Genomic DNA, 19,810 nt, shown 5'->3' with positions numbered 1-19,810 from the left:
TTGTCGGTAACTACGTCTAGCGGCGGCCGGTCAGGGGCCTTTACGGTGCACGCATGCCGCCGAACCTGCCCGATGTCGTGCTGTGGTCCATACCTGCCTTCGTGCTGCTCACCGTCGTGGAGATCGTGAGCCACCGGATCCATCCGGACGAGGACGAAGCCGGGTACGAGACGAAGGACGCCGCCACCTCCATCACCATGGGGCTCGGCAGCCTCGTCTTCGACTTCTTGTGGAAGATCCCCATCGTCGCGATCTACACGGCGGTCTACGCGCTGACCCCGCTGCACATCCCCGTCCTGTGGTGGACGATCCCGCTGATGCTGCTCGGGCAGGACTTCTTCTACTACTGGTCGCACCGCGGGCACCACGTCATCCGCATCCTGTGGGCCTGCCACGTGGTGCACCACTCCAGCCGCAAGTTCAACCTCACGACGGCGCTGCGTCAGCCCTGGACGAGCCTGACGGTCTGGCCGTTCTACCTCCCGCTGATCGCCCTTGGCGTGCATCCGGCGGCGCTCGCGTTCTGCTCGTCGGCGAACCTCGTCTACCAGTTCTGGATCCACACCGAACGGATCGACAAGCTCCCGCGCCCCTTCGAGTTCGTCTTCAACACGCCCTCGCACCACCGCGTCCACCACGCGTCGCAGGGCGGCTATCTGGACCGCAACTTCGGCGGCATCCTGATCGTCTGGGACCGCATGTTCGGCTCCTGGGTCGCGGAGACGGACCGCCCGGTCTACGGCCTCACGAAGAACATCACCACGCACAACCCGCTGCGGGTGGCCACGCACGAGTACGCGTCGATAGCCAAGGACCTCCGGACGGCGACCAGCTGGCGCGAACGGAGCGGGAGGCTGTTCCGCGGTCCTGGCTGGCAGCCACAGGCGCCTGCGGCACCGCAGGTGTCGGCGGAGCCGGTGACGGAGCCAGTGACGGATCCGGTGACGGAGAGCGCGGCATGAGTCCCGCCGCCGTCGCGGGCAGGCGTCTGCCGGGCACCGAAACAGAGGCGTCGACCAAGGCCAAGCTGCTCCTCGTGGCGTTCGGCATCGCCGCGCTCGGCGACCTGGCGGCGCTCCTGGCGGGCTCGGACACGGGGCACACGCTCTTCAAGCCCCTCCTCATGCCGCTCCTGGCGGGATACGTACTCACGGTCAAAGGCCCGCGCCTCCTGACCGCGGCGCTCCTCTTCGGCTGGGGAGGCGACACCCTCCTCCTCTTCGACGCCGACCCCGCGTTCCTGGCAGGAATGGGCTCCTTCGCGGCGGGGCATGTCTGCTACCTCGTCCTCTTCAAGCGCTACGGCACGGCACGCGCGCGTGGCGCCTGGCTGGTGGCCGGGTACGCCACCGCCCTCGTCGCCACGGTCGCCCTCCTCTGGCCGGACCTCCCCGCGGACATGCGCGGCCCGGTGGCGGGCTACAGCCTCCTGCTCACCGCCATGGCGTTCGCCGCCACGCGGCTGGGTCTCACCGCGGCGGCCGGCGGCGCGCTCTTCCTCCTGTCGGACACCCTCATCGCGACCGGCGTCGCGGAATGGCCGCAGGCCCCGCGCCCCGACTTCTGGATCATGCTCACCTACATCGCCGCACAGTTCCTGCTGGTCAGCGGCGTACTGGCGGCGCAGCCCACCCGCCCCACGCAATCCGTCCAGCCCGCGCGGCTCACCAGCGAATCGGCAGAGGCAACGCCGTCAGGAGAGCCGACACCGCCACCACGACACCCAGCACGATGACCTCTCCCCGCGCGGGGGAGTACGCGGACACAGGGTCGGCTGCCCTGCGCAGCCGTCGGCGCGCGAGCAGCGCGAGGACGGCCACGGCCACCACGAGGAGCACCTTGGCGAGCAGCGTGCGTCCGTAGGCCGTGTCCGTCAGCTGGTCGAGCACTGTGCTCGCCGGCATCCGGCGCAGGGTGCTGCACACCCCCGTCACCGTGATCGCGGCGAACAGAACGGCCGCCACGCGCGCGTAGAGCCCCAGTACGGCCGCGCCCGCCTCCGGAGCCGACGTCCGCCACAGCCGCAGCATGCGCAGCACCTGAAGCAGGCCGCCTGCCCACAGCACCCCGCAGGTCAGATGCACCAGCGTCAGACCGGTGCCGATGAGCGGGGTGTCCTCCGCAGGCGGATGCGCCCGAAGGGCCTCCGCCACGATCACCGCGGCCAGCGGAAGCGTGGCACCGGACGGGCGGCGCGAGCGCGCGCACAGCAGGGCCACGATGAAGGCGTTGACCTCCAGGAGCGCCAGCCTGCCGTCCCGCGACGCGTAGAGACCGCCGATGTCCATGTCGGAGAGCTGATGCGGCACCAGATTGCCGGTGGCCACCACCGAAGCGAGGCCGAGCGCGGCGACGAGGCCCGCGCCCGCCGCGTACGCGGCCCAGCTCCGCGGCGCGTGGTCGAGCGGCGCCCCCGGCACCCGGCGGGCCAGTCGCGTCGCGTACACCTCGCCCAACTGCACGCACAGCGCGGCGAACATGACCGTCCGCAGGAACGTGATCCCGGCCGTGCCGGGCGCTTCGGCCTCTCCGGTGCCGCTCAGCGCCGCCGACGGGCCGAGCAGCGGGACGAGCGCGGCGACGGTCACCAGGACGAGCACGGCGACCGCACGGCCCGTCGAGGGGCGGCGGCGCGGTGCGCGAGGGGAGGCGATGGGCGTGGCGGCGACCGCGTCCGCCGTGGCCTCGCCGCCGGGGTCGGCGGACGGTTGTATGGAGCTCACCACATGATCTTCACCAGGTGTCCCCTTAACGGGCAAGTCCTGGCAAACAACTGGCGGAACACCATTCCGCCCGCCGGGCCACTCTCAGTGCCATTCGGGTGTATCCGCACCCCAACGGCCGCTTGGGCGCGCCCAGTTCACCGGCCCGCCCGCGAAGCTCACCGGCGGCAGCGCGTACCGCAGCCGGCCCAGCGGACCCTCCGCCTCGGTCAGCCAGGCACCGGGATCGTACGAAGCGGCCCCCTCACCCGGGTCGTCCGCCACGTCCCCCGCCAGCAGCCACCCCGCCGTCCGCGCGAGGGCGAGCCGCACGCACCGGGCCCCGCCCCCGTCCGCCAGCTGCTCCGTGAGCGAGCGCAGGACGGCCGCCGCCAGCAGATAGCCCGTGCCGTGGTCCAGGGCCTGCGCGGGCAGCGCGCCCGGCCGGTCCGCCGACCCCTCGACGGCCGCGATCCCCGTGGCGACCTGCACCAGACTGTCGAACCCGCGCCGCCCCGCCCACGGCCCGTATCCGCCCCACGCCGACAGCTGCGCCACCACGACCCCGGGTCTGCGCTCGGCCAGCGCCCGAGGATCGAGCCCGAAGCGGTCGAGGGCGCCGGGCCGGTAGCCGGTGACGACCACGTCGGCCCGCGCGAGCAGCTCGTCGAACGTGCGCCGGCCGGTGCGCTCCGCCAGGTCGAGCGTCGCCGACCGCTTGCCGAAGCCGGTGTCGGCGTGCTGGTCGGGGAGTTCGGGCAGCCGGGGCGGGTCGACCCGCAGGACGTCCGCGCCGAGCAGCGCGAGCGTGCGGGTCGCGACCGGGCCGGCGATGACCCGGGTGAGATCGAGGACGCGGAGTCCCGCGGCGGGCAGCACGGGGGAGCCGGTGAGCGCGGGAAGGGTCCGTGCGGGCCCGTCACCGACCCGCTCGCGGCCCACCAGCGGCCGCTCGGCCACCGCGACGCCCTGGGGGTGCGCGGCCCACTCCTGGGGCGTACGCAGCGCCACCGCGAGGCCCCCGGCGGCGTACACGGCGTCCTCGACGTCCAGCGAGTACCGTTCCGCGAGCCGTGCGGCCACCGCGTCCACGGAGGGATCCGGGAGGTTCAGCGCGGCCAGCAGCGCCTGCCGGTGGTGGGGGTAGTTGGCGTGCGTCCGCACCCAGCCGTCCGCGGTGCGCCAGAAGCGGGACAGGGGCGCGAACGAGACGGGCGCGCGCCCGTCCACGAGGAGGTGCCGCTCACTGGTGAACGCCGTGGCCACCGCCCCGTCGTCGACCCGCACCCCGGGCACGGCCTGCCCGGTGCGGGCCGCGGTCAGCTCGGCGGCGGCCAGCGCGCAGGCCCCGACGCAGCCGCGGGCCAGCTCGCGCACCGGAAGCTTCGCGGGCAGCGTGCCGTCCCGCACGAGGGGCGTGACACGGGAGAGGAGAGCGGGGTCGCCGCCGAGCGCGGCCCAGGCCGCCCGCGTACCGGCCATCGGTGTGTGCGTCATGCGGGCACTATGCCGCGCACGTCACGCGGGGCACTATGCCGCGCGCCTCACGCCGACGGTTCGGCGGCTGCGGCCGCCCACCCCAGCTTGATCTCCTTCTCCGGCTCGCTGGGCTGCAGCTCCCAGCCCAGCGGGGTCGCGGTCCGCACCACGTAGGAGCCGCCGACGCCTCGGTAGAACCGCAGCGGGACCACGCACTCCTTGGGCAGCTCCGGGGTCTTGGGGTCCTTCGGGGCCGACAGTTTCTTCGTCCACTTGTCGAGGTGCTTGTCGACCCGCGCGCGGTAGAAGTCGACGTCCCCTTCGTGCCGCAGCTCCGGCCAGGTCACGGCCCACAGCGGCCACAGCTCCATGCGGCCGAGGGTCGCGTCCATGACCTTCTCGAAGCCGCGCTCGTAGCCGGGAATGATGTACGTGAAGATCTCGGTGATCATCGCGATGCCGATGAGGACGATCGCGAACGCCAGCCACAGCACCCACCACACGGGCAGCACGATCACGGTGGCGATGAACTGGAGCGTCAGCTGCCAGGTGGGCCGGGCGGGCCGGGGCACCCAGCTGTCCGTGTCGACGGAGCCGAATGCGGGGTTCCGATACTCATACATGGGACGAGATCCTCTCGCGAAGGGCCGGGCGGCACGCAACCGCCCGGCCCGGCTCGCCTCGCGAACCCGCTACTTCCGTACGGCGTCGAGCGCGTCGATCATGCCCACGCCGTAGAAGCCGTTCTTGTTCTTGCCGCCCGCACACACCGCGTCGATCTTGCCGTCGCCGTCGATGTCGTACGGATCGGTGCACTTCATGGCGTCGGCCTCGCCGTAGAGCAGCGCCTTCACCGTGGCCGAAGACGCGTGCGGATGGGCCGACTTGACGAGTGCGGCCACGCCCGCGGCGTGCGGTGACGCCATCGACGTACCCGCCTTGTAGCCGAACTTGCCGCCCGGGAGCGTCGACAGGATGCGACCGTCCGTGGCCGGTGCGTCCGGCGTCTGGAACTTGGTGGAGTCGCCGCCCGGCGCCGCGATGTCGACGACGCCCTGGCCGTAGTTCGAGTACGAGGACTTGATGCCCTTCGCGCCCGTGGCCGAGACGGTCACGACACCCGGAAGCTGCGACGGCAGGTCGAGGCAGTCCGCCGTCTTGATGGTGCGCTCCGTGGGCGTCGTGTCGTCCGGGCTGGAGTCGTCGACGATCTCGTCCTGCGCGAGGTCCGTCTCGGCGTTGCCGGCCGCCGCGACGTTCACCGCGCCCTTGCGCTCCGCGTACCGGGTGGCCCGCCCGACGGCGTCGACCAGGGCCTTCTGGTCGGCGTCCGTCTTGCAGTTGAACAGCCACGGGTCGGTGTAGTAGCTGGAGTTGGTGACGTCCACACCGTGGTCGGCCGCCCACATGAAGCCGCAGACCACGGCCTCCGTGTAGTACATGCCGGTCGCCGGCTCGGCCACCTTCAGGCTCGCCACCTTCACGCCCGGAGCGACGCCGGTGACGCCGGTGCCGTTCTTCGCGGCGGCGATCGTGCCCGCCACGTGCATGCCGTGGTCGCTCTCCCCGGACACCGGACGCCACGCGTCGTCCTTCTGCACGGGCACGCCGCCCAGGCAGCTCGCGGACGCCTTCGCGTCGAAGTTCGGCGCGATGTCGGGGTGCGTGTCGTCCACGCCGGAGTCCAGGACGCCGACGGTGACCCTGGAGCTGCCGAGCGACTCCTTGTGGGCCTTGTCCGCCTTGATGGCCGGCAGGTCCCACTGGAGCGGCTCCAGCTCGTCCTGGCCGGCGCCCGCCTGCCCGGCGGCCTTCTTGGCCTCGGCGGCGGTCAGCGGCCGGTCGGCCTCAAGGGCGTCGTCGGACTGCGCGGACAGCGGCGCCGTGCGGGTGGCCCCCGCAGACGCGACGCCCTTCGCCTTGCGGATCTTCTTGGCGAAGTCCGCGTCCGACGAGTGGACGACGATCACGCCGATCCTGTCGTACGCGATGACGACCTTGCCGCCCGCCTTGGCGATGGCCTTCTTCACGTACGCCGACGTCTTGGCGGACGGTGAACCGCCGTGCCCGGAGCGGACGTTGACGACATAGCTCATCGACGTGCCGTCCGCGAGCGTCGCGTCCAGGGCGGACACGACGGACGACACGGGGCCGCCCGGCTGTGACGCGGCGTCGGTCTGGGCCGACGCCGTGCCCGGCAGGAAGGCGACGGCCGAGGCCACCGCCATGCCGAGCGGGAGTGCGAGCACACGTCGGGAACGCGTGAGGGGTGCGGTCATGTCGTGTGTCCCCATCACTTCTTCACTGCGTCGAGCGCGTCGACGATCCCGCTGCCGTAGAAGCCGTTCTTGTTCTTGCCGCCCTCGCAGACCGCGTCGACCTTGCCGTCACCGTCCGGGTCGTACGGCTCCGTCGGGCAGCCCGGGTTGTCGGCCTGCTTCTTGAGCAGCCGCTGGATCTCGGCGGGGCTCGCCTTGGGGTGCGTCGACTTCAGGAGCGCGGCCACGCCCGCGGCGTGCGGCGACGCCATCGAGGTGCCCTGCAGCCAGCCGTACTGGTTGCCCGGCATCGTGGAGAGGATGCGGCCGTTCTTCGACGGGGTGTCGGCCGGGATCTGGTATTTGTCGCCGCCGGGGGCCGCGATGTCGATGACGCCCTTGCCGTACGTGGAGTAGTACGACTTGAGGTCCTTGACGCCCGTCGCGCTGACCGTGACCACGCCGGGAAGCTGCGTCGGGAGGTCGAAGCACTCGGAGGGGTCGATGGTGCGCGGCACCGGGGTCGAGTCGTCGGGGCTCGAGTCGTCCAGGATCTCGTCGGAGGCGAGGTCGTGGTTGGAGTTGCCCGCCGAGGCGAGGTTCAGGGTGCCCTTCTTCTGGGCGTACAGCTGGGCGCGGTTGACCGCGTCGACGATGGCCCGCTGGTCCGGGTCGTCCATGCAGTTGTAGAGCCACGGGTCCACGTAGTAGCTGTTGTTCGTGACCTCGATGCCCTTGTCGGCGGCGAACACGAAGGCGCAGACGACGCTCTCCGGGTAGAACAGCTCGCTGACCGGGTCGGCCACCTTGATGCCCGCGACCTTGACGCCGGGCGCGACACCCGCGACGCCCACCCCGTTGCGCGCGGCGGCTATCTCGCCCGCGACGTGCGTGCCGTGGTAGTGGTCCGGCTTCTCCGGGCGCCAGGCGCCGGGAGAGGTGTCCGCCTTGCCGCCGACGCAGCTCGCCGACTGCGAGGCCGAGAAGCTGGGCGCGAGGTCCGGGTGGGTGTCGTCGACTCCGGTGTCGATGACGCCGACGGTGACCTTCTTGCTGCCCGGGTTGATCTTCGCTGCCTTGTCGGCGCCTATCGCGCGCAGATCCCACTGGTCGGCCTCGAGCGGCTCGGCGCCCGCATCGGCCTGCGCCTTGAGCGACTTGGCCTCGGCCTTCGACAGGAGGGTCGGCGCGCCCTCCTCCGTGGTGCCCGCCGCCGTCAGGGGCGAGGTGCGGGTCGCGCCCGCGGACTGGACCCCCTTGACCTTGCGCAGCTGCTTGCCGAAGTCGGGGTTGGCCGAGTGCGCGACGATGACGCCGATCTTCGGGTACGCGACGACGACGGAGCCGTCCGCCCTGGCGATCGCCTTCTTGACGTACGCGATCGTCTTGGAGTCCGTACGGGTGTTGACGACATACGCGAGCTTCGGGGCCTCGGCCTTCGCCGACGCGGTGGCGGGTGCGTCGGCGGGGACCGCGGTCGCGACACCCGGGGCGAAGCCGACCGACGCCGCGAGCGCGATGCCGAGGGGCACGGTGAGCGCGATGCGACGTCTGGAACGCAGATGAGCCATGGGATCTCCACATCATCCGGATACGTGAACTGCCCGAACACAACTTGTGATCGGGCAGGTACATGACGGGTCGTTCAGGGTGAAGCTATCCCCCGAACTCCCAGGCCAGCAATGGATTCCGGAAGAAAGCAGTACGTCTCGCCGCGCCGGGCGTGCCGCCGTGACGTTGAACAAGTAACGGAAGCAACATCGACCCCTGTCGGATCACGTCCTGTGGCCTTAGCATCGCCATCCGTGGCTCACGTGATCCGCGTCACTGCCGGACCAGAGAGAGTCAATGGATCAGCTGTCCGTCCCCACCGCACCCGCACCACGAGGAGAAGACTCCGTGGCCCCCGATGCATCCCCACCGTCCAAGGACGGAGAAGCCCCCGCTCCGCACGCGCCGTCCACGGAAGAGTTCCTCCAGGAGCAAGCGAGCCCCGAGTTCGGTGAACTCCGCAAGGCGCACCGCTCCTTCGCCTTCCCGCTGACCGTCGCCTTCATCGTCTGGTACCTGGCGTACGTCCTGCTCTCGAACTACGCGGGCGACTTCATGGGCACCAAGCTGTTCGGCAACATCAATGTCGCCCTGGTCCTCGGTCTCGCGCAGTTCCTCACCACGTTCCTCATCGCCTGGTTCTACTCGCGCCACGCCGCTGCGAAGCTCGACCCCAAGGCCGAGGCCATCAAGTCCCGTATGGAGGGCGGCGCATGAGCCCCGCGCTGAACACCACAGTCCTGGCCGCGACGTCCGACGCCTCCGAGCACCGGGTGCTGATCATCAGCCTCTTCGCGGCCTTCGTCGTCGCGACCCTCGTCATCACCGTCTGGGCGGGGCGCCAGACCAAGAGCGCCGCCGACTTCTACGCGGGCGGCCGCCAGTTCACCGGTTTCCAGAACGGCCTGGCGATTTCCGGCGACTACATGTCCGCCGCGTCCTTCCTCGGCATCGCGGGCGCCATCGCGCTCTTCGGGTACGACGGCTTCCTCTACTCCATCGGCTTCCTGGTCGCCTGGCTGGTGGCGCTCCTCCTGGTCGCCGAGCCGCTGCGCAACTCAGGCCGCTACACGATGGGCGACGTCCTGGCCTATCGCATGCGCCAGCGTCCGGTGCGCACTGCCGCGGGCACCTCCACGATCGTCGTCTCGATCTTCTACCTGCTCGCGCAGATGGCGGGCGCCGGTGTCCTGGTCTCGCTGCTGCTCGGCATCACCAGCGACGCGGGCAAGATCCTGATCGTCGCCCTCGTCGGCGTCCTGATGATCGTCTACGTCACCATCGGCGGCATGAAGGGCACCACGTGGGTGCAGATGGTCAAGGCCGTGCTGCTCATCGCGGGCACCGTGCTGATCACCTTCCTGATCCTCCTGAAGTTCAACTTCAACGTCTCCGACCTGCTCGGCACCGCCGCCTCCAACAGCGGCAAGGGCTCGGCCTTCCTGGAGCCCGGTCTCAAGTACGGCGCGAGCGGCACCTCGAAGCTGGACTTCATCTCGCTCGGCATCGCCCTGGTGCTCGGCACGGCGGGACTGCCGCACATCCTGATCCGCTTCTACACGGTGCCGACCTCCAAGGCCGCGCGTAAGTCCGTGAACTGGGCGATCGGCATCATCGGCTCCTTCTACCTGATGACGATCGTCCTCGGCTTCGGCGCCGCCGCCCTGCTCAAGCCCGGCGACATCATCGCCTCGAACAAGGCGGGCAACACCGCGGCGCCGCTCGCCGCCCTGGAGATCGGCGGCGGTGGCGACTCCACCGGTGGCGCGCTCCTGCTCGCCGTGATCTCGGCGGTCGCCTTCGCCACGATCCTCGCGGTCGTCGCGGGTCTCACCCTGGCCTCGTCGTCCTCGTTCGCGCACGACATCTACGCCAACGTCATCAAGAAGGGCAAGGCCACCGAGAAGCAGGAGATGAAGGCCGCTCGCTGGTCGACCGTCTTCATCGGCATCGTCTCCATCGCACTCGGCGCCCTGGCCCGCGACCTCAACGTGGCGGGCCTGGTCGCCCTCGCCTTCGCCGTCGCGGCCTCCGCGAACCTGCCGACGATCCTCTACAGCCTCTTCTGGAAGCGGTTCACCACGCAGGGCGCGCTCTGGTCCATCTACGGCGGACTCGTGGCCGCGGTCGGCCTTGTGCTGTTCTCGCCGGTCGTCTCGGGCAAGCCCACCTCGATGTTCCCCGACGCGAACTTCGACTTCTTCCCGCTGGAGAACCCGGGCCTGATCTCCATCCCGCTGGGCTTCCTGCTCGGCTGGCTCGGCACGATGCTGTCGAAGGAGGAGCCCGACAAGGGCAAGTACGCGGAGCTGGAGGTACGGTCCCTCACGGGTACCGGAGCCCACTGATTCCGTCTGATTCCATCTGAACGCGCACGTCAGCGGCCGCGTCGTAGATCGTTGGTAGATCTCTACGACGCGGCCGCACCGCTCCTCGTGGGATCGGGCCCCCGTCGATGTCAGTCCCGTCACGTAGGCTCGTGGTATCTGAACCGGACCGGCTGAATCAGGATCAGGGAGGGGGCCCACGTGCTCATCGACACTTATGGCCGAGTGGCCACCGATCTGCGGGTTTCGCTGACCGACAAGTGCAACCTGCGGTGCACGTACTGCATGCCCGAAGAAGGCCTGCAGTGGCTGTCCAAGTCCGAGCTGCTCAGCGACGACGAGATCGTGCGTCTCGTCCGGATCGCCGTGACGCAGCTCGGCATCACCGAGGTCCGCTTCACCGGCGGCGAGCCGCTCCTGCGCCCCGGCCTGGTGGGCATCGTCGAGCGCTGCGCCCAGCTGGAGCCGCGCCCCAAGATGTCCCTGACGACGAACGGCATCGGTCTCAAGCGCACCGCCGCCGCCCTCAAGGTCGCGGGCCTCGACCGGGTCAACGTCTCCCTGGACACGCTGCGCCCCGACGTCTTCAAGACCCTCACCCGCCGTGACCGCCACAAGGACGTCCTGGACGGTCTCGAGGCGGCCCGTGACGCGGGCCTGACCCCGGTCAAGGTGAACACGGTCCTGATGCCCGGCCTGAACGACGACGAGGCCCCGGACCTCCTCGCCTGGGCCGTCGAGAACGACTACGAACTGCGTTTCATCGAGCAGATGCCCCTGGACGCCCAGCACGGCTGGAAGCGCGACGGAATGATCACTGCCGGTGACATCCTGGAGTCTCTGCGTACGCGCTTCGAGCTCACCGAAGAGGGCTCCGGCGAGCGCGGCTCCGCGCCGGCCGAGCGCTGGGTCGTGGACGGCGGGCCGCATCGCGTCGGCGTCATCGCCTCCGTCACGCGCCCGTTCTGCTCGGCCTGCGACCGCACCCGGCTCACGGCCGACGGCCAGGTCCGCACCTGCCTGTTCGCCACCGAGGAGACCGACCTGCGGGCGGCTCTGCGGGCCAATGGGGAGGGCAGCGAGGCGGGTTCGGACGAGGAGATCGCGCGCATATGGAAGCTCGCGATGTGGGGCAAGAAGGCGGGCTCGGGCCTCGACGACCCGACGTTCCTGCAGCCCGAGCGCCCGATGTCGGCGATCGGCGGCTAGCCCTCCGGGGCTTCCCAGTCGGCCAGCGGCACGGTGTCCTTCAACATGCCGCGCACACCGAGGAATTGGGAGAGGTGCTCGCGGTGTTCCTCACATGCGAGCCACGTCTTGCGGCGCTCCGGAGTGTGGATCTTCGGGTTGTTCCACGCGAGCACCCACACGGCGTCGGCGCGGCAGCCCTTGGCGGAACAGATGGGTGTCTCGTCGCTCACAGGTAACGTCCAAGTGCGTTCAAAACAAGGCGACGCCGAGCAGCCACGGGGGGAGCTGCCCGGCGTCGGTCTGTCGCTCCGACGGGGGATGCGGAGCGCGTACGAAGTATGTCACGGGGGACCCGCTGCCTGGCACCGGAACTACATGATTGATCTGAGCTTTTCTTGAGCTTGGCGCAACGTCGACGGTCAGTTCTGGTGGCCCGACGGAGCGTTGGGCTCGCCCCGCGCGGGGCCTGTGTCGGCTTCCGGGAAGGGTTCCGCGGACTCGTCGCGCGCGACGGGCGGCGCGAGCATCGGCCGGGACGGCGCCGGTACGAAGGTCGACGGCAGTGAAGGGGTGTTCTCCCGGCCCGCGTTGGCGATCACCACGGAGACGTACGGCAGGAGGATGCCGAGCACCAGTGCGACGGAAGCAACGTGCCGCTCGACGTTCCACAGCACCGCCGCGGCAATGACCGAAAGCGTACGGATCGACATCGAGATCACGTACCGCCGCTGCCGGCCGCGCACGTCGTCCTCGAGTCCCTGCCGGGCCCCTGTGATCCGGAAGACCTGGGCGCCGCTCTGCTTCCGCATCACATTCCACCGCCTGCTCACAAGAAGCCGGGCACTCCCCGGCCCGGACCCGCTCCACGTTACGCCGGGGCTGCGCAGCCTTCGAGACCGGGGCAGGTTGCTTCTCGGTGTCCTGACTGCGTCATGCCACGTATGGGGGTGCCCGACATGCGCCGTATGGAGGATCGGCCGACACTGACCGTAATGCTCATGTTGAGCCGAATGAGGAGGCAGCTATGAGCTGGTTGTGGGCCATCGTCGTCGGATTCGTGCTGGGGCTTATCGCCAAGGCGATCCTTCCCGGAAAGCAGCACAGTCCGCTCTGGCTGACCACGATCTTCGGCATCATCGGTGCGATCATCGGCAACTCGCTTGCCTCAGGATTCGGCATCGATGACACCAAGGGCATCGACTGGGGCCGGCACGCCCTCCAGCTGGTGGCGGCCCTCGTCGTCGTGGGCGTCGGAGACATGGCGTACAAGATGATCAAGGGCAATAAACAGCAGGCCTGACCTGCGGGTACGCGGCATGCGAGAGGGGCCGGTCCGTGTGGGCCGGCCCCTCTCGCGCGTCTGCGGTACCGCGGGTCAGCCCGCGGTGACCTCGACCGCCGCCAGGTTCTTCTTGCCCCGGCGAAGCACCAGCCAGCGGCCGTGCAGGAGTTCGTCGCGGGTCGGTACGGCGTCCTCGGAGGCGACCTTCGCGTTGTTCACGTACGCACCGCCCTCCTTGACCGTGCGCCGGGCCGCGGACTTGCTCGCCACCAGGCCGACCTCCGCGAGGAGGTCCACCACCGGGCCGAGCTCGGCGACCTGGACGCGCGGCAGCTCGGAGAGGGCCGCGCTCAGCGTCGCCTCGTCGAGGTCGCCGAGCTCACCCTGGCCGAACAGCGCCTTGGACGCGGCGATGACCGCGGCGCACTGGTCGGCGCCGTGCACCAGCGTCGTCAGCTCCTCGGCGAGCGCGCGCTGGGCCGCACGGGCCTGCGGACGCTCCTCGGTGAGCTTCTCCAGCTCTTCGAGCTCCTCGCGGGACTTGAAGCTGAGGATGCGCGCGTACGTCGAGACGTCCCGGTCGTCCACGTTCAGCCAGAACTGGTAGAAGGCGTACGGCGTGGTCATCTCCGGGTCGAGCCAGACGGCGCCGCTCTCGGACTTGCCGAACTTGGTGCCGTCCGCCTTGACCATCAGCGGCGTGCCGACGGCGTGCACCGTGGCGTCCGGCTCCAGGCGGTGGATCAGGTCGATGCCCGCCGTGAGGTTGCCCCACTGGTCGCTGCCGCCGGACTGCAGCGTGCAGCCGTAGCGCCGGTAGAGCTCCAGGAAGTCCATGCCCTGCAGCAGCTGGTAGCTGAACTCCGTGTACGAGATGCCCTCCTGGGACTCCAGGCGGCGGGCCACGGAGTCCTTGGTCAGCATCTTGTTCACGCGGAAGTGCTTGCCGATGTCCCGCAGGAACTCGATCGCGGACATCCCCGCGGTCCAGTCCAGGTTGTTGACCATCAGCGCGGCGTTCTCGCCCTCGAAGGACAGGAACGGCTCGATCTGCGAGCGCAGCCGGGCCACCCAGTTCGCGATCGTCTCCGGGTCGTTCAGGGTGCGCTCGGCCGTCGGACGCGGGTCACCGATCTGACCCGTGGCGCCGCCGACCAGGGCGAGCGGGCGGTGCCCGGCCTGCTGGAGTCGGCGGACCGTGAGGACCTGCACCAGGTGTCCGACGTGCAGGCTGGCCGCGGTGGGGTCGAAGCCGCAATAGAACGTGACGGGGCCGTCCGCGAGCGCCTTGCGCAGTGCATCTTCGTCCGTGGACAGGGCGAAAAGCCCGCGCCACTTCAGCTCGTCGACGATGTCCGTCACGGTCTTGTGTCTCCTTGAAAGGCTTCTGGGAAAAGCTCTGGCCGGTACCGGTTGGTACCGGCCAGTCTATGGGCGTCAGACGCCTTGGCTGACCGAGCTCATGTTGAAGTCGGGGATGCGCAGGGCGGGCATCGCGGCCCTGGTGAACCAGTCGCCCCACTCCCGGGGCAGCGTCTTTTCCGTGCGCCCGGCCTCGGCGGCCCGCGAGAGCAGGTCGACCGGCGACTCGTTGAAACGGAAGTTGTTCACCTCGCCCACCACCTCGCCGTTCTCGACGAGATAGACGCCGTCCCGGGTGAGGCCGGTGAGCAGCAGCGTGGCCGGGTCGACCTCGCGGATGTACCAGAGGCAGGTCAGGAGCAGCCCTCTCTCCGTGCTGGCCACCATCTCCTCGAGGGAGCGGTCGGTGCCGCCGTCCAGGATGAGGTTGTCGATGGCCGGGGCCACCGGCAGGCCGGTCAGGGCCGCGCTGTGCCGGGTGCTGGTCAGGTGCGAGAGCTCGCCGGCGCGCATCCACTCGGTGGCGGTCAGCGGCAGCCCGTTGTCGAAGACGGACGAGTCGCCGCCGGAGGCGTGCGCGAGGACGAACGGGGCGGACTCCAGGCCCGGCTCGTTCGGGTCGCTGCGCAGCGTCAGGGGCAGCTCGGCGAGCCGGTCGCCGACGCGGGTGCCGCCGCCGGGCTTGGAGAACACCGTCCGGCCCTCGGCCGCGTCCCGGGCCGACGCCGACCACAGCTGGTAGATCAGCAGGTCCGCGACGGCCGTCGGCGGCAGGATCGTCTCGTACCGCCCGGCCGGCAGGTCGATGCGCCGCTGTGCCCACCCCAGGCGCTTGGCGAGCTCGGCGTCGAGCGCCGCCGGGTCGACGTCCTTGAAGTCCCGGGTGGCACGCCCCGCCCACGCGGACTTCGTGCGGTCCGGGGACTTGGCGTTGAGTTCGAGGGTGCCGTTGGGCTGGTCGTGCCGCAGGCGCAGCCCCGTGGACGTACCGAGGTAGCTCGACACGAGTTCGTGGTTCGCGAAGCCGTACAGCTCACGCCCGCCCGCGCGCGCCGTGGCGAAAGCCTCGCCGAGCGCGGGGGCGAAGTCCGCGAAGACCGCGGACGACGTCTCGGCGGGGGCGTCCCTGAAGTCCGCGGACTCCTCGGACCCGGCCACCAGCGGCTGCGCGTCCTCGGCGGGAGCCGCCCCGCGCGCGGCGCGCTCGGCGGCGCGGACCAGGGGCTCCAGCTCGGCGGCGGTCACGGCCGAGCGCGAGACGACGCCGGATGCGGTGCCTTCCTTGCCGTCGACGGTCGCGACGACGGTGAGGGTGCGGCCGCGGGTGACGCCGTTCGTGGTCAGGGCGTTGCCCGCCCAGCGCAGGTTCGCGGTCGAGTGCTCGTCGGCGATGACGACGCAGCCGTCGGCGGTGGACAGTTCGAGTGCGCGCTCGACGATCTCGTGCGGCTTGTTCATCCGGCTCGCCCGGTTCGTACGAGAGGTCATCGCCCTGCCTCCTGCGTCGTGTTGAGGATGTTGACGCCTCGGAACAGGGCCGAGGGGCAGCCGTGGGAGACCGCGGCGACCTGGCCCGGCTGGGCCTTGCCGCAGTTGAAGGCGCCGCCGAGCACGTACGTCTGCGGGCCGCCGACCGCCGCCATCGAACCCCAGAAGTCGGTGGTCGTCGCCTGGTACGCGACATCGCGCAGCTGGCCGGTGATACGGCCGTTCTCGATGCGGTAGAAGCGCTGCCCGGTGAACTGGAAGTTCACCGGGGGAGCGGAGGGCATATCCCTCTGATCAGCGTTTGTACAGGTCAGGCGGCTTTCCACGGTCTACCCTCAATCCCTGTTCATACCGGTTGAAACCGGACCGCGCGGGGTCTGGTGATGACTTGGTGTCGACCTCGGGTCCCGTCTCGGGGCACTGCGCGTCGGGCCTGAGAGGTAGGGCTCTGGAGCGCTGCACAGGCTACCTGCCCGGACCGCGAACGGGCTGGGGAGAGGGATCGCGACTGCGCCCTACGTGGGCGGGACGGCTCGCGTCCACAGTTCTTCGGAGTGCTCCGCGAACCGATCGAACATGCCCCCGTCGCCCTGGCGCCTTAGGTGCAGCAGCGGGGAGTCATGCCCTACAAGCCTCGCCAGGTGAGGCGTCACTAGCGCGTCGTCGTCGAACCTGAACACAGAAAGGGATACGTGATTCACCGCGTCCTCGGCGGCACTGAAGCGCGTCTCAAGCCCTTCGACGGGCGAGATGCGACCCAGCTCCCCTAGCGTGATCCGGACGCGTGCTGACACGCTCAGGGTGGCGTCCTCAATAGCTTCGCGCTGTCGCGTCGTCTCGCCTTCCGGGTCTCCGAGCAGGAACCGTACGCGGCACCCTTGCCCAGCCTTCTGCCGTAGGAGGTTGGCGAACTGCGGGATCTGCGTCCAGAAGAAGTAGTTGGTGTATCCGGCGAGAAAGATGTCTGTCTCTGCGCCCGCTACCAGGTCCGCCCACACCGTGGAAGGGCACGCGGAGCGATAGGGGTAGCTGTGAATGATCTCGCGATCAGAGCCGGTCTTGATGCGGTCCTTGATGGACTGCGGCCACAACATCTCTTCGTCTACTCCTAGCGCCCTGCATGCGTCCGCGCGGTTCCGCGCATGGGGTGTCAGTTCAGGATCCTCTAGCCAACGCTGAATGGTCTTCACTGAGACGCCGATACGCCCAGCCAGCTTCCGCGGGGAGAGATTAGCGTCTGCCATAGCCGACTCTAGAGCGACATTCAAGACTTCCCCCATGGACAGTTGGGACGTTTCCACCGTAGCGCGGGACGTTCTAACTGTCCCAATTTCAGGGGGAGATACGTCCTCGACCACAGCCCATGCTCAGGTCATGGCAGCAGACAACAGAGTTGGTGATCTGGTCAAGGACTGGAGGAACGGGCAGGTTGCGGAGGTGATCGCCGTTGATGATGAGGCCGAGAGGCTCACGGTCGCCCGACCGTCCGGCATCACATGGGACACCGACGACAAGGCGTGTCGCCCAGCTACGGACCGGGAGCGGAAGGGCTTCGCTTTCGTTCAACGCGCGGTCCTTGAAGCAGCGGCACAGTGCAAGAGGGCCTTGCCGTGAGGTGGTTAAGGGGCTGGAGGGTCAGTTCAGACGGGGCCTTCTGGGGCGGCATTCTCACTTCGCTGTGCGTCGCGTCCCTGCTCGCCGTGATCGGTCTGGCCATGTCAGGCCGCCTTTGAAGCTCCGCCCTGCTGTGGTTGGTCCCTTCGGCAGGCGCGGATAAAGCCCGCTCCGGTCGCTCCTCCCACGCGACCGAGGACAACGGCCGGAGCGGGTCTATCGCTGACACAGGAGACGCCAATGCAGGGTCACGAACTGATCTTCGGCTTGGTCGTGCATGACCTGGACACAGACCTTGTCGGGCGGGTGCGCTTGGTCGCTGGGGGAGAGGTCATCCTCCAGAGGCCTTCGGGGCGGCAGTGGGGGGCCAGGGCGGAAGCGCTGAAGCTCGCAACGGAGAGGCAGAAGCAGGATCTAGGCGGGTAGCGCCTGAGATGGCAAGAGTTTGAGCAGGCGAGCAGGCGAACGTCCGCGCAATTCCCCGGACCCTGGAGTTGCGCGGGCTTTCGCCTGCTCGGCAGGTGCCACTGTGGGTTGCTGAATGCTGGGCCGTGATCGCGGAGCGGGTGACTATCCGTCGATCAGTTGCAGCGTTTCGATGTCGTCCCATCCGCGTGCGGTGAGTCTCTCTCGCAGGGCCAGTTCGGGGGTAGCTCGGATGAGGAGGCAGTGGGGTGGCTGGAGGTGGTTGGCGAGAGCTACGAGGATCTCCAGGGCGCTGTTGGCGAGGTAGTGGACGCCGGTCAGGTCGATGGCGATCTCTTGCGTGGAGCCGTGCTGGTCGGTCAGGGCCAAGGTCAGCGCGCCTTTGTGCGTGCCGAGGACTTCCCCGAACAGGCGCACACCTTGGGAGGCGCCCGACGGCACGATGATCAGAGAATCGTCGGCGAAGTAGCCGTGCATGGAAGGTCCCGGATGCCGTGCACCGTCGAGAGCAGGCGAAGCCAGGGGGAGCCCCGAAAGGGAGCGGCGTCTCTCGCGGTGCCATGTGGCGGGTGCAGAGTCCCGCTGTGCAGCCGCTGGCGTAGGGGGCCCACTCCGGGCCCATGAGGTCGCCGGTACGCCGTTGCCGCGCTGACGGCCAACAGTCATCCCACGGACTACGACAAAGCTACTCCCGGAAGAGGGCTGGCCGATAGGCCACGAAATGGCCGCCCCGGCGCGTGTCCTCTGCCGACTGTGTCCGAGACAGGTCACCCAAGACCGACTCATTCGGATAAGTGGTTGACCCGTCTGGCGAGCTACCCCATTCTGGTGACTCATTCGGATGAGTGGTCAACCGGTGAATGTGGCCGGTGGCTGCTCGTCATGTTGCGAACTGAGGGGTAGTCAGATGATGGGATACCGCAAGGGTCTGCGTGCGCTGGTCGTTGCTGGCGCGGCGGTGCTGGGGCTGGGGGCTGTCGGGGTGGCGGGAGCGTCCGCGATGCCCCTTCCGGGGCCGAACGGCTCCAGCGGTGCCGCCGTGGCACCGCACAACACTGCCGACAACGGTCTGGCGGACGGGCGCTTGACGTGCGGTGAGCACGTGCGGGCCACGGTCAACGGGCTGCGGATGCGTACGGGCCCGAGTACCAACTACGGGGTCCTGGGCCAGCTCTACACGGGTGACCGGATGAAGCTGATCGGGCTGAAGCAGGACAGCGGCGGACAGTCCTGGTATCGGGTGGCCTTGAGCGGCAGTTCGGCGGGTGGTCTGCCGGGTGGCTATGTCGGCTGGGTCGTGGGCTCGTACCTGTACTGACGGCCTGTGGCGGCGGTTGAGCCCGTAAGAATGCGGCCCCCTCTCTGTGTCGGCAGGGAGGGGGCCGCGCTCTGTGTCGGCAGGGAGGGGGCCGCGCTGGCGCTTGGCTCGATGTGGGCTCCCGGTGCAGCCGCGCTGGCCTCGATCATTGGTTGTTCAACTCGCGTTGCTTGGGCGGGTGTTGGCTTCATTCGGCCTGATGGGGCGTGTGGTGAGTGTGTGGCGTGCGGCCTGGGAGATCAATTGATCGCATGGGGCTTCGGAATAGTTCTGTGATTGGCATTCAGAAACATCACAGCCTGTAGCAGACTGAGCATTTCCGGGGGTCCGTAGGCCTGAGCGGGCCGAACTCAGGCTGTCTGCAACGTAGTTCGTTGCAGATGCGATGGCGGCATATGCCGTCGTGAGGAGTGAGGACGCAATGGTGAGCCAGCGGGGATCGGGCTACGGCGGGGAGCCGGATGACGCGGTGTGGGTGGCAGGCGTTGACTACGTTGCTGCCTGGACTGCTGCGGATGAGGCGGCGACCGAAGTCAACGAGGCTGCTGAAGCTCTGGGGATCGCCAGTCACCTGGTGCGGGCCATCCCGCACACGGGTATCCGGGGTGAGTCGGTGGTCTGGATGCAGCCTGAGGGCGTCCGGGAGATCGCTCACTTACTGGGCGAGTTAGCGGAGGGACGCCGGGCGGGCTGAGGGCCTGCGGCCGGTCAACGGATAGAAAGGGATGAGGGCATGGCGCGGGAGTGGCGTAACCGGAAGGACAAGCGGGTGACGGTGCAGGGGAACTTCATCCGCTGCGAGGGATGCCGTC

At 69.2% G+C, this 19,810-nt stretch carries 20 protein-coding genes and 1 pseudogene; 9 read left to right on the top strand and 12 right to left on the bottom strand.

Features of this window, described 5'->3' with window-relative positions:
* Positions 1 to 53 precede the first annotated feature (53 nt).
* Both ABZ833_RS40790 and ABZ833_RS40785 read left to right on the top strand, forming a co-directional pair.
* The gene (locus ABZ833_RS40790; protein ID WP_361058206.1) at positions 54 to 962 is read left to right on the top strand and encodes a sterol desaturase family protein; all 909 of its coding nucleotides are present in this window, start codon (positions 54 to 56) and stop codon (positions 960 to 962) included.
* Positions 959 to 1,735, top strand: coding sequence for a lysoplasmalogenase (locus ABZ833_RS40785; RefSeq protein ID WP_361058205.1), 777 nt, complete (start codon positions 959 to 961; stop codon positions 1,733 to 1,735). Before ABZ833_RS40790 ends, ABZ833_RS40785 begins: the two co-directional genes overlap by 4 nt.
* Here ABZ833_RS40785 and ABZ833_RS40780 read toward each other — a convergent pair.
* The 5 genes from ABZ833_RS40780 to ABZ833_RS40760 all read right to left on the bottom strand — a co-directional run bounded on the left by ABZ833_RS40780 (position 1,665) and on the right by ABZ833_RS40760 (position 8,010).
* Positions 1,665 to 2,654, bottom strand: coding sequence for a CopD family protein (locus tag ABZ833_RS40780; protein ID WP_361058351.1), 990 nt, complete (start codon positions 2,652 to 2,654; stop codon positions 1,665 to 1,667). The two genes, ABZ833_RS40785 and ABZ833_RS40780, sit on opposite strands and share 71 nt — an antisense overlap.
* Before the next feature lie 153 nt (positions 2,655 to 2,807).
* Positions 2,808 to 4,199 carry a CoA transferase gene (locus tag ABZ833_RS40775; protein ID WP_361058203.1) on the bottom strand — a complete coding sequence of 464 codons (1,392 nt, stop codon included), beginning with the start codon at positions 4,197 to 4,199 and terminating at the stop codon, positions 2,808 to 2,810.
* A gap of 47 nt (positions 4,200 to 4,246) precedes the next feature.
* Entirely contained in the window at positions 4,247 to 4,804 is a 558-nt protein-coding gene (locus ABZ833_RS40770) for a hypothetical protein (protein WP_361058201.1), read from the bottom strand.
* A 69-nt stretch (positions 4,805 to 4,873) separates the two neighbouring features.
* On the bottom strand, positions 4,874 to 6,460 hold the full coding sequence (locus ABZ833_RS40765) for a S8 family serine peptidase (RefSeq protein ID WP_361058199.1): 1,587 nt from the start codon (positions 6,458 to 6,460) through the stop codon (positions 4,874 to 4,876).
* Between the two features lie 14 nt (positions 6,461 to 6,474).
* Positions 6,475 to 8,010, bottom strand: coding sequence for a S8 family serine peptidase (locus ABZ833_RS40760; protein WP_361058197.1), 1,536 nt, complete (start codon positions 8,008 to 8,010; stop codon positions 6,475 to 6,477).
* A 328-nt stretch (positions 8,011 to 8,338) separates the two neighbouring features.
* Between ABZ833_RS40760 and ABZ833_RS40755 the strand changes: the two genes are divergently transcribed.
* The 3 genes from ABZ833_RS40755 (at position 8,339) to moaA (ending at position 11,526) form a co-directional block, all read left to right on the top strand.
* Positions 8,339 to 8,707 (top strand): DUF485 domain-containing protein, encoded by a 369-nt coding sequence (locus tag ABZ833_RS40755; RefSeq protein ID WP_249590740.1) that lies wholly within the window; start codon positions 8,339 to 8,341, stop codon positions 8,705 to 8,707.
* Positions 8,704 to 10,338 carry a cation acetate symporter gene (locus ABZ833_RS40750; protein WP_361058195.1) on the top strand — a complete coding sequence of 545 codons (1,635 nt, stop codon included), beginning with the start codon at positions 8,704 to 8,706 and terminating at the stop codon, positions 10,336 to 10,338. Before ABZ833_RS40755 ends, ABZ833_RS40750 begins: the two co-directional genes overlap by 4 nt.
* Positions 10,339 to 10,518: 180 nt before the next feature.
* Positions 10,519 to 11,526: a GTP 3',8-cyclase MoaA gene (gene moaA / locus ABZ833_RS40745; protein WP_361058193.1), complete on the top strand. Its 1,008-nt coding sequence runs from the start codon at positions 10,519 to 10,521 to the stop codon at positions 11,524 to 11,526.
* Here moaA and ABZ833_RS40740 read toward each other — a convergent pair.
* A complete protein-coding gene (locus ABZ833_RS40740) occupies positions 11,523 to 11,738 on the bottom strand; it encodes a hypothetical protein (protein WP_249590743.1) in 216 nt (71 codons plus the stop codon). The genes moaA and ABZ833_RS40740 overlap by 4 nt on opposite strands.
* A 189-nt stretch (positions 11,739 to 11,927) precedes the next feature.
* Positions 11,928 to 12,317, bottom strand: a complete 390-nt coding sequence (locus ABZ833_RS40735; protein ID WP_361058191.1) for a DUF3099 domain-containing protein — start codon at positions 12,315 to 12,317, stop codon at positions 11,928 to 11,930.
* 215 nt (positions 12,318 to 12,532) lie between these two features.
* Between ABZ833_RS40735 and ABZ833_RS40730 the strand changes: the two genes are divergently transcribed.
* Entirely contained in the window at positions 12,533 to 12,808 is a 276-nt protein-coding gene (locus ABZ833_RS40730) for a GlsB/YeaQ/YmgE family stress response membrane protein (protein WP_249590745.1), read from the top strand.
* Between the two features lie 75 nt (positions 12,809 to 12,883).
* On the opposite strand, the gene tyrS is transcribed toward ABZ833_RS40730, so the two are convergent.
* From tyrS to ABZ833_RS40710, 4 genes and pseudogenes are all read right to left on the bottom strand, one after another.
* Positions 12,884 to 14,152, bottom strand: a complete 1,269-nt coding sequence (tyrS, locus tag ABZ833_RS40725; protein ID WP_361058188.1) for a tyrosine--tRNA ligase — start codon at positions 14,150 to 14,152, stop codon at positions 12,884 to 12,886.
* A gap of 75 nt (positions 14,153 to 14,227) precedes the next feature.
* Positions 14,228 to 15,640, bottom strand: a complete 1,413-nt coding sequence (locus ABZ833_RS40720) for a metallopeptidase TldD-related protein (RefSeq protein WP_361058186.1) — start codon at positions 15,638 to 15,640, stop codon at positions 14,228 to 14,230.
* Positions 15,637 to 15,903: pseudogene (locus tag ABZ833_RS40715) on the bottom strand (metallopeptidase TldD-related protein); the annotation flags it as partial. The pseudogene ABZ833_RS40715 and the gene ABZ833_RS40720, both read right to left, overlap by 4 nt.
* Before the next feature lie 252 nt (positions 15,904 to 16,155).
* Positions 16,156 to 16,734 (bottom strand): XRE family transcriptional regulator, encoded by a 579-nt coding sequence (locus ABZ833_RS40710; protein WP_361058349.1) that lies wholly within the window; start codon positions 16,732 to 16,734, stop codon positions 16,156 to 16,158.
* Between the two features lie 280 nt (positions 16,735 to 17,014).
* Between ABZ833_RS40710 and ABZ833_RS40705 the strand changes: the two genes are divergently transcribed.
* On the top strand, positions 17,015 to 17,254 hold the full coding sequence (locus ABZ833_RS40705) for a hypothetical protein (protein ID WP_361058184.1): 240 nt from the start codon (positions 17,015 to 17,017) through the stop codon (positions 17,252 to 17,254).
* Between the two features lie 570 nt (positions 17,255 to 17,824).
* On the opposite strand, the gene ABZ833_RS40700 is transcribed toward ABZ833_RS40705, so the two are convergent.
* On the bottom strand, positions 17,825 to 18,157 hold the full coding sequence (locus ABZ833_RS40700; protein WP_361058183.1) for a hypothetical protein: 333 nt from the start codon (positions 18,155 to 18,157) through the stop codon (positions 17,825 to 17,827).
* Positions 18,158 to 18,587: 430 nt separating this feature from the next.
* Between ABZ833_RS40700 and ABZ833_RS40695 the strand changes: the two genes are divergently transcribed.
* Entirely contained in the window at positions 18,588 to 18,998 is a 411-nt protein-coding gene (locus tag ABZ833_RS40695) for an SH3 domain-containing protein (protein WP_361058181.1), read from the top strand.
* 421 nt (positions 18,999 to 19,419) lie between these two features.
* The gene (locus tag ABZ833_RS40690; protein ID WP_361058179.1) at positions 19,420 to 19,692 is read left to right on the top strand and encodes a hypothetical protein; all 273 of its coding nucleotides are present in this window, start codon (positions 19,420 to 19,422) and stop codon (positions 19,690 to 19,692) included.
* The last annotated feature ends 118 nt before the right edge of the window (positions 19,693 to 19,810 follow it).

It is taken from the genome of Streptomyces sp. NPDC047525 (genome assembly GCF_040643025.1).
Taxonomy (GTDB): domain Bacteria; phylum Actinomycetota; class Actinomycetes; order Streptomycetales; family Streptomycetaceae; genus Streptomyces; species Streptomyces durmitorensis.
This window is presented reverse-complemented; position numbering and strand designations above follow the sequence as displayed.

Coding starts and splice junctions, on each gene's coding strand:
- ABZ833_RS40765 (WP_361058199.1), bottom strand. CDS start 6,460: ATGACCGCACCCCTCACGCGTTCCCGACGTGTGCTCGCACTCCCGCTC.
- ABZ833_RS40770 (WP_361058201.1), bottom strand. CDS start 4,804: ATGTATGAGTATCGGAACCCCGCATTCGGCTCCGTCGACACGGACAGC.
- ABZ833_RS40750 (WP_361058195.1), top strand. CDS start 8,704: ATGAGCCCCGCGCTGAACACCACAGTCCTGGCCGCGACGTCCGACGCC.
- ABZ833_RS40775 (WP_361058203.1), bottom strand. CDS start 4,199: ATGACGCACACACCGATGGCCGGTACGCGGGCGGCCTGGGCCGCGCTC.
- ABZ833_RS40730 (WP_249590745.1), top strand. CDS start 12,533: ATGAGCTGGTTGTGGGCCATCGTCGTCGGATTCGTGCTGGGGCTTATC.
- ABZ833_RS40705 (WP_361058184.1), top strand. CDS start 17,015: ATGGCAGCAGACAACAGAGTTGGTGATCTGGTCAAGGACTGGAGGAAC.
- ABZ833_RS40700 (WP_361058183.1), bottom strand. CDS start 18,157: ATGCACGGCTACTTCGCCGACGATTCTCTGATCATCGTGCCGTCGGGC.
- ABZ833_RS40735 (WP_361058191.1), bottom strand. CDS start 12,317: ATGCGGAAGCAGAGCGGCGCCCAGGTCTTCCGGATCACAGGGGCCCGG.
- ABZ833_RS40785 (WP_361058205.1), top strand. CDS start 959: ATGAGTCCCGCCGCCGTCGCGGGCAGGCGTCTGCCGGGCACCGAAACA.
- ABZ833_RS40710 (WP_361058349.1), bottom strand. CDS start 16,734: ATGTTGTGGCCGCAGTCCATCAAGGACCGCATCAAGACCGGCTCTGAT.
- ABZ833_RS40790 (WP_361058206.1), top strand. CDS start 54: ATGCCGCCGAACCTGCCCGATGTCGTGCTGTGGTCCATACCTGCCTTC.
- ABZ833_RS40760 (WP_361058197.1), bottom strand. CDS start 8,010: ATGGCTCATCTGCGTTCCAGACGTCGCATCGCGCTCACCGTGCCCCTC.
- ABZ833_RS40695 (WP_361058181.1), top strand. CDS start 18,588: ATGATGGGATACCGCAAGGGTCTGCGTGCGCTGGTCGTTGCTGGCGCG.
- ABZ833_RS40690 (WP_361058179.1), top strand. CDS start 19,420: ATGGTGAGCCAGCGGGGATCGGGCTACGGCGGGGAGCCGGATGACGCG.
- ABZ833_RS40720 (WP_361058186.1), bottom strand. CDS start 15,640: ATGACCTCTCGTACGAACCGGGCGAGCCGGATGAACAAGCCGCACGAG.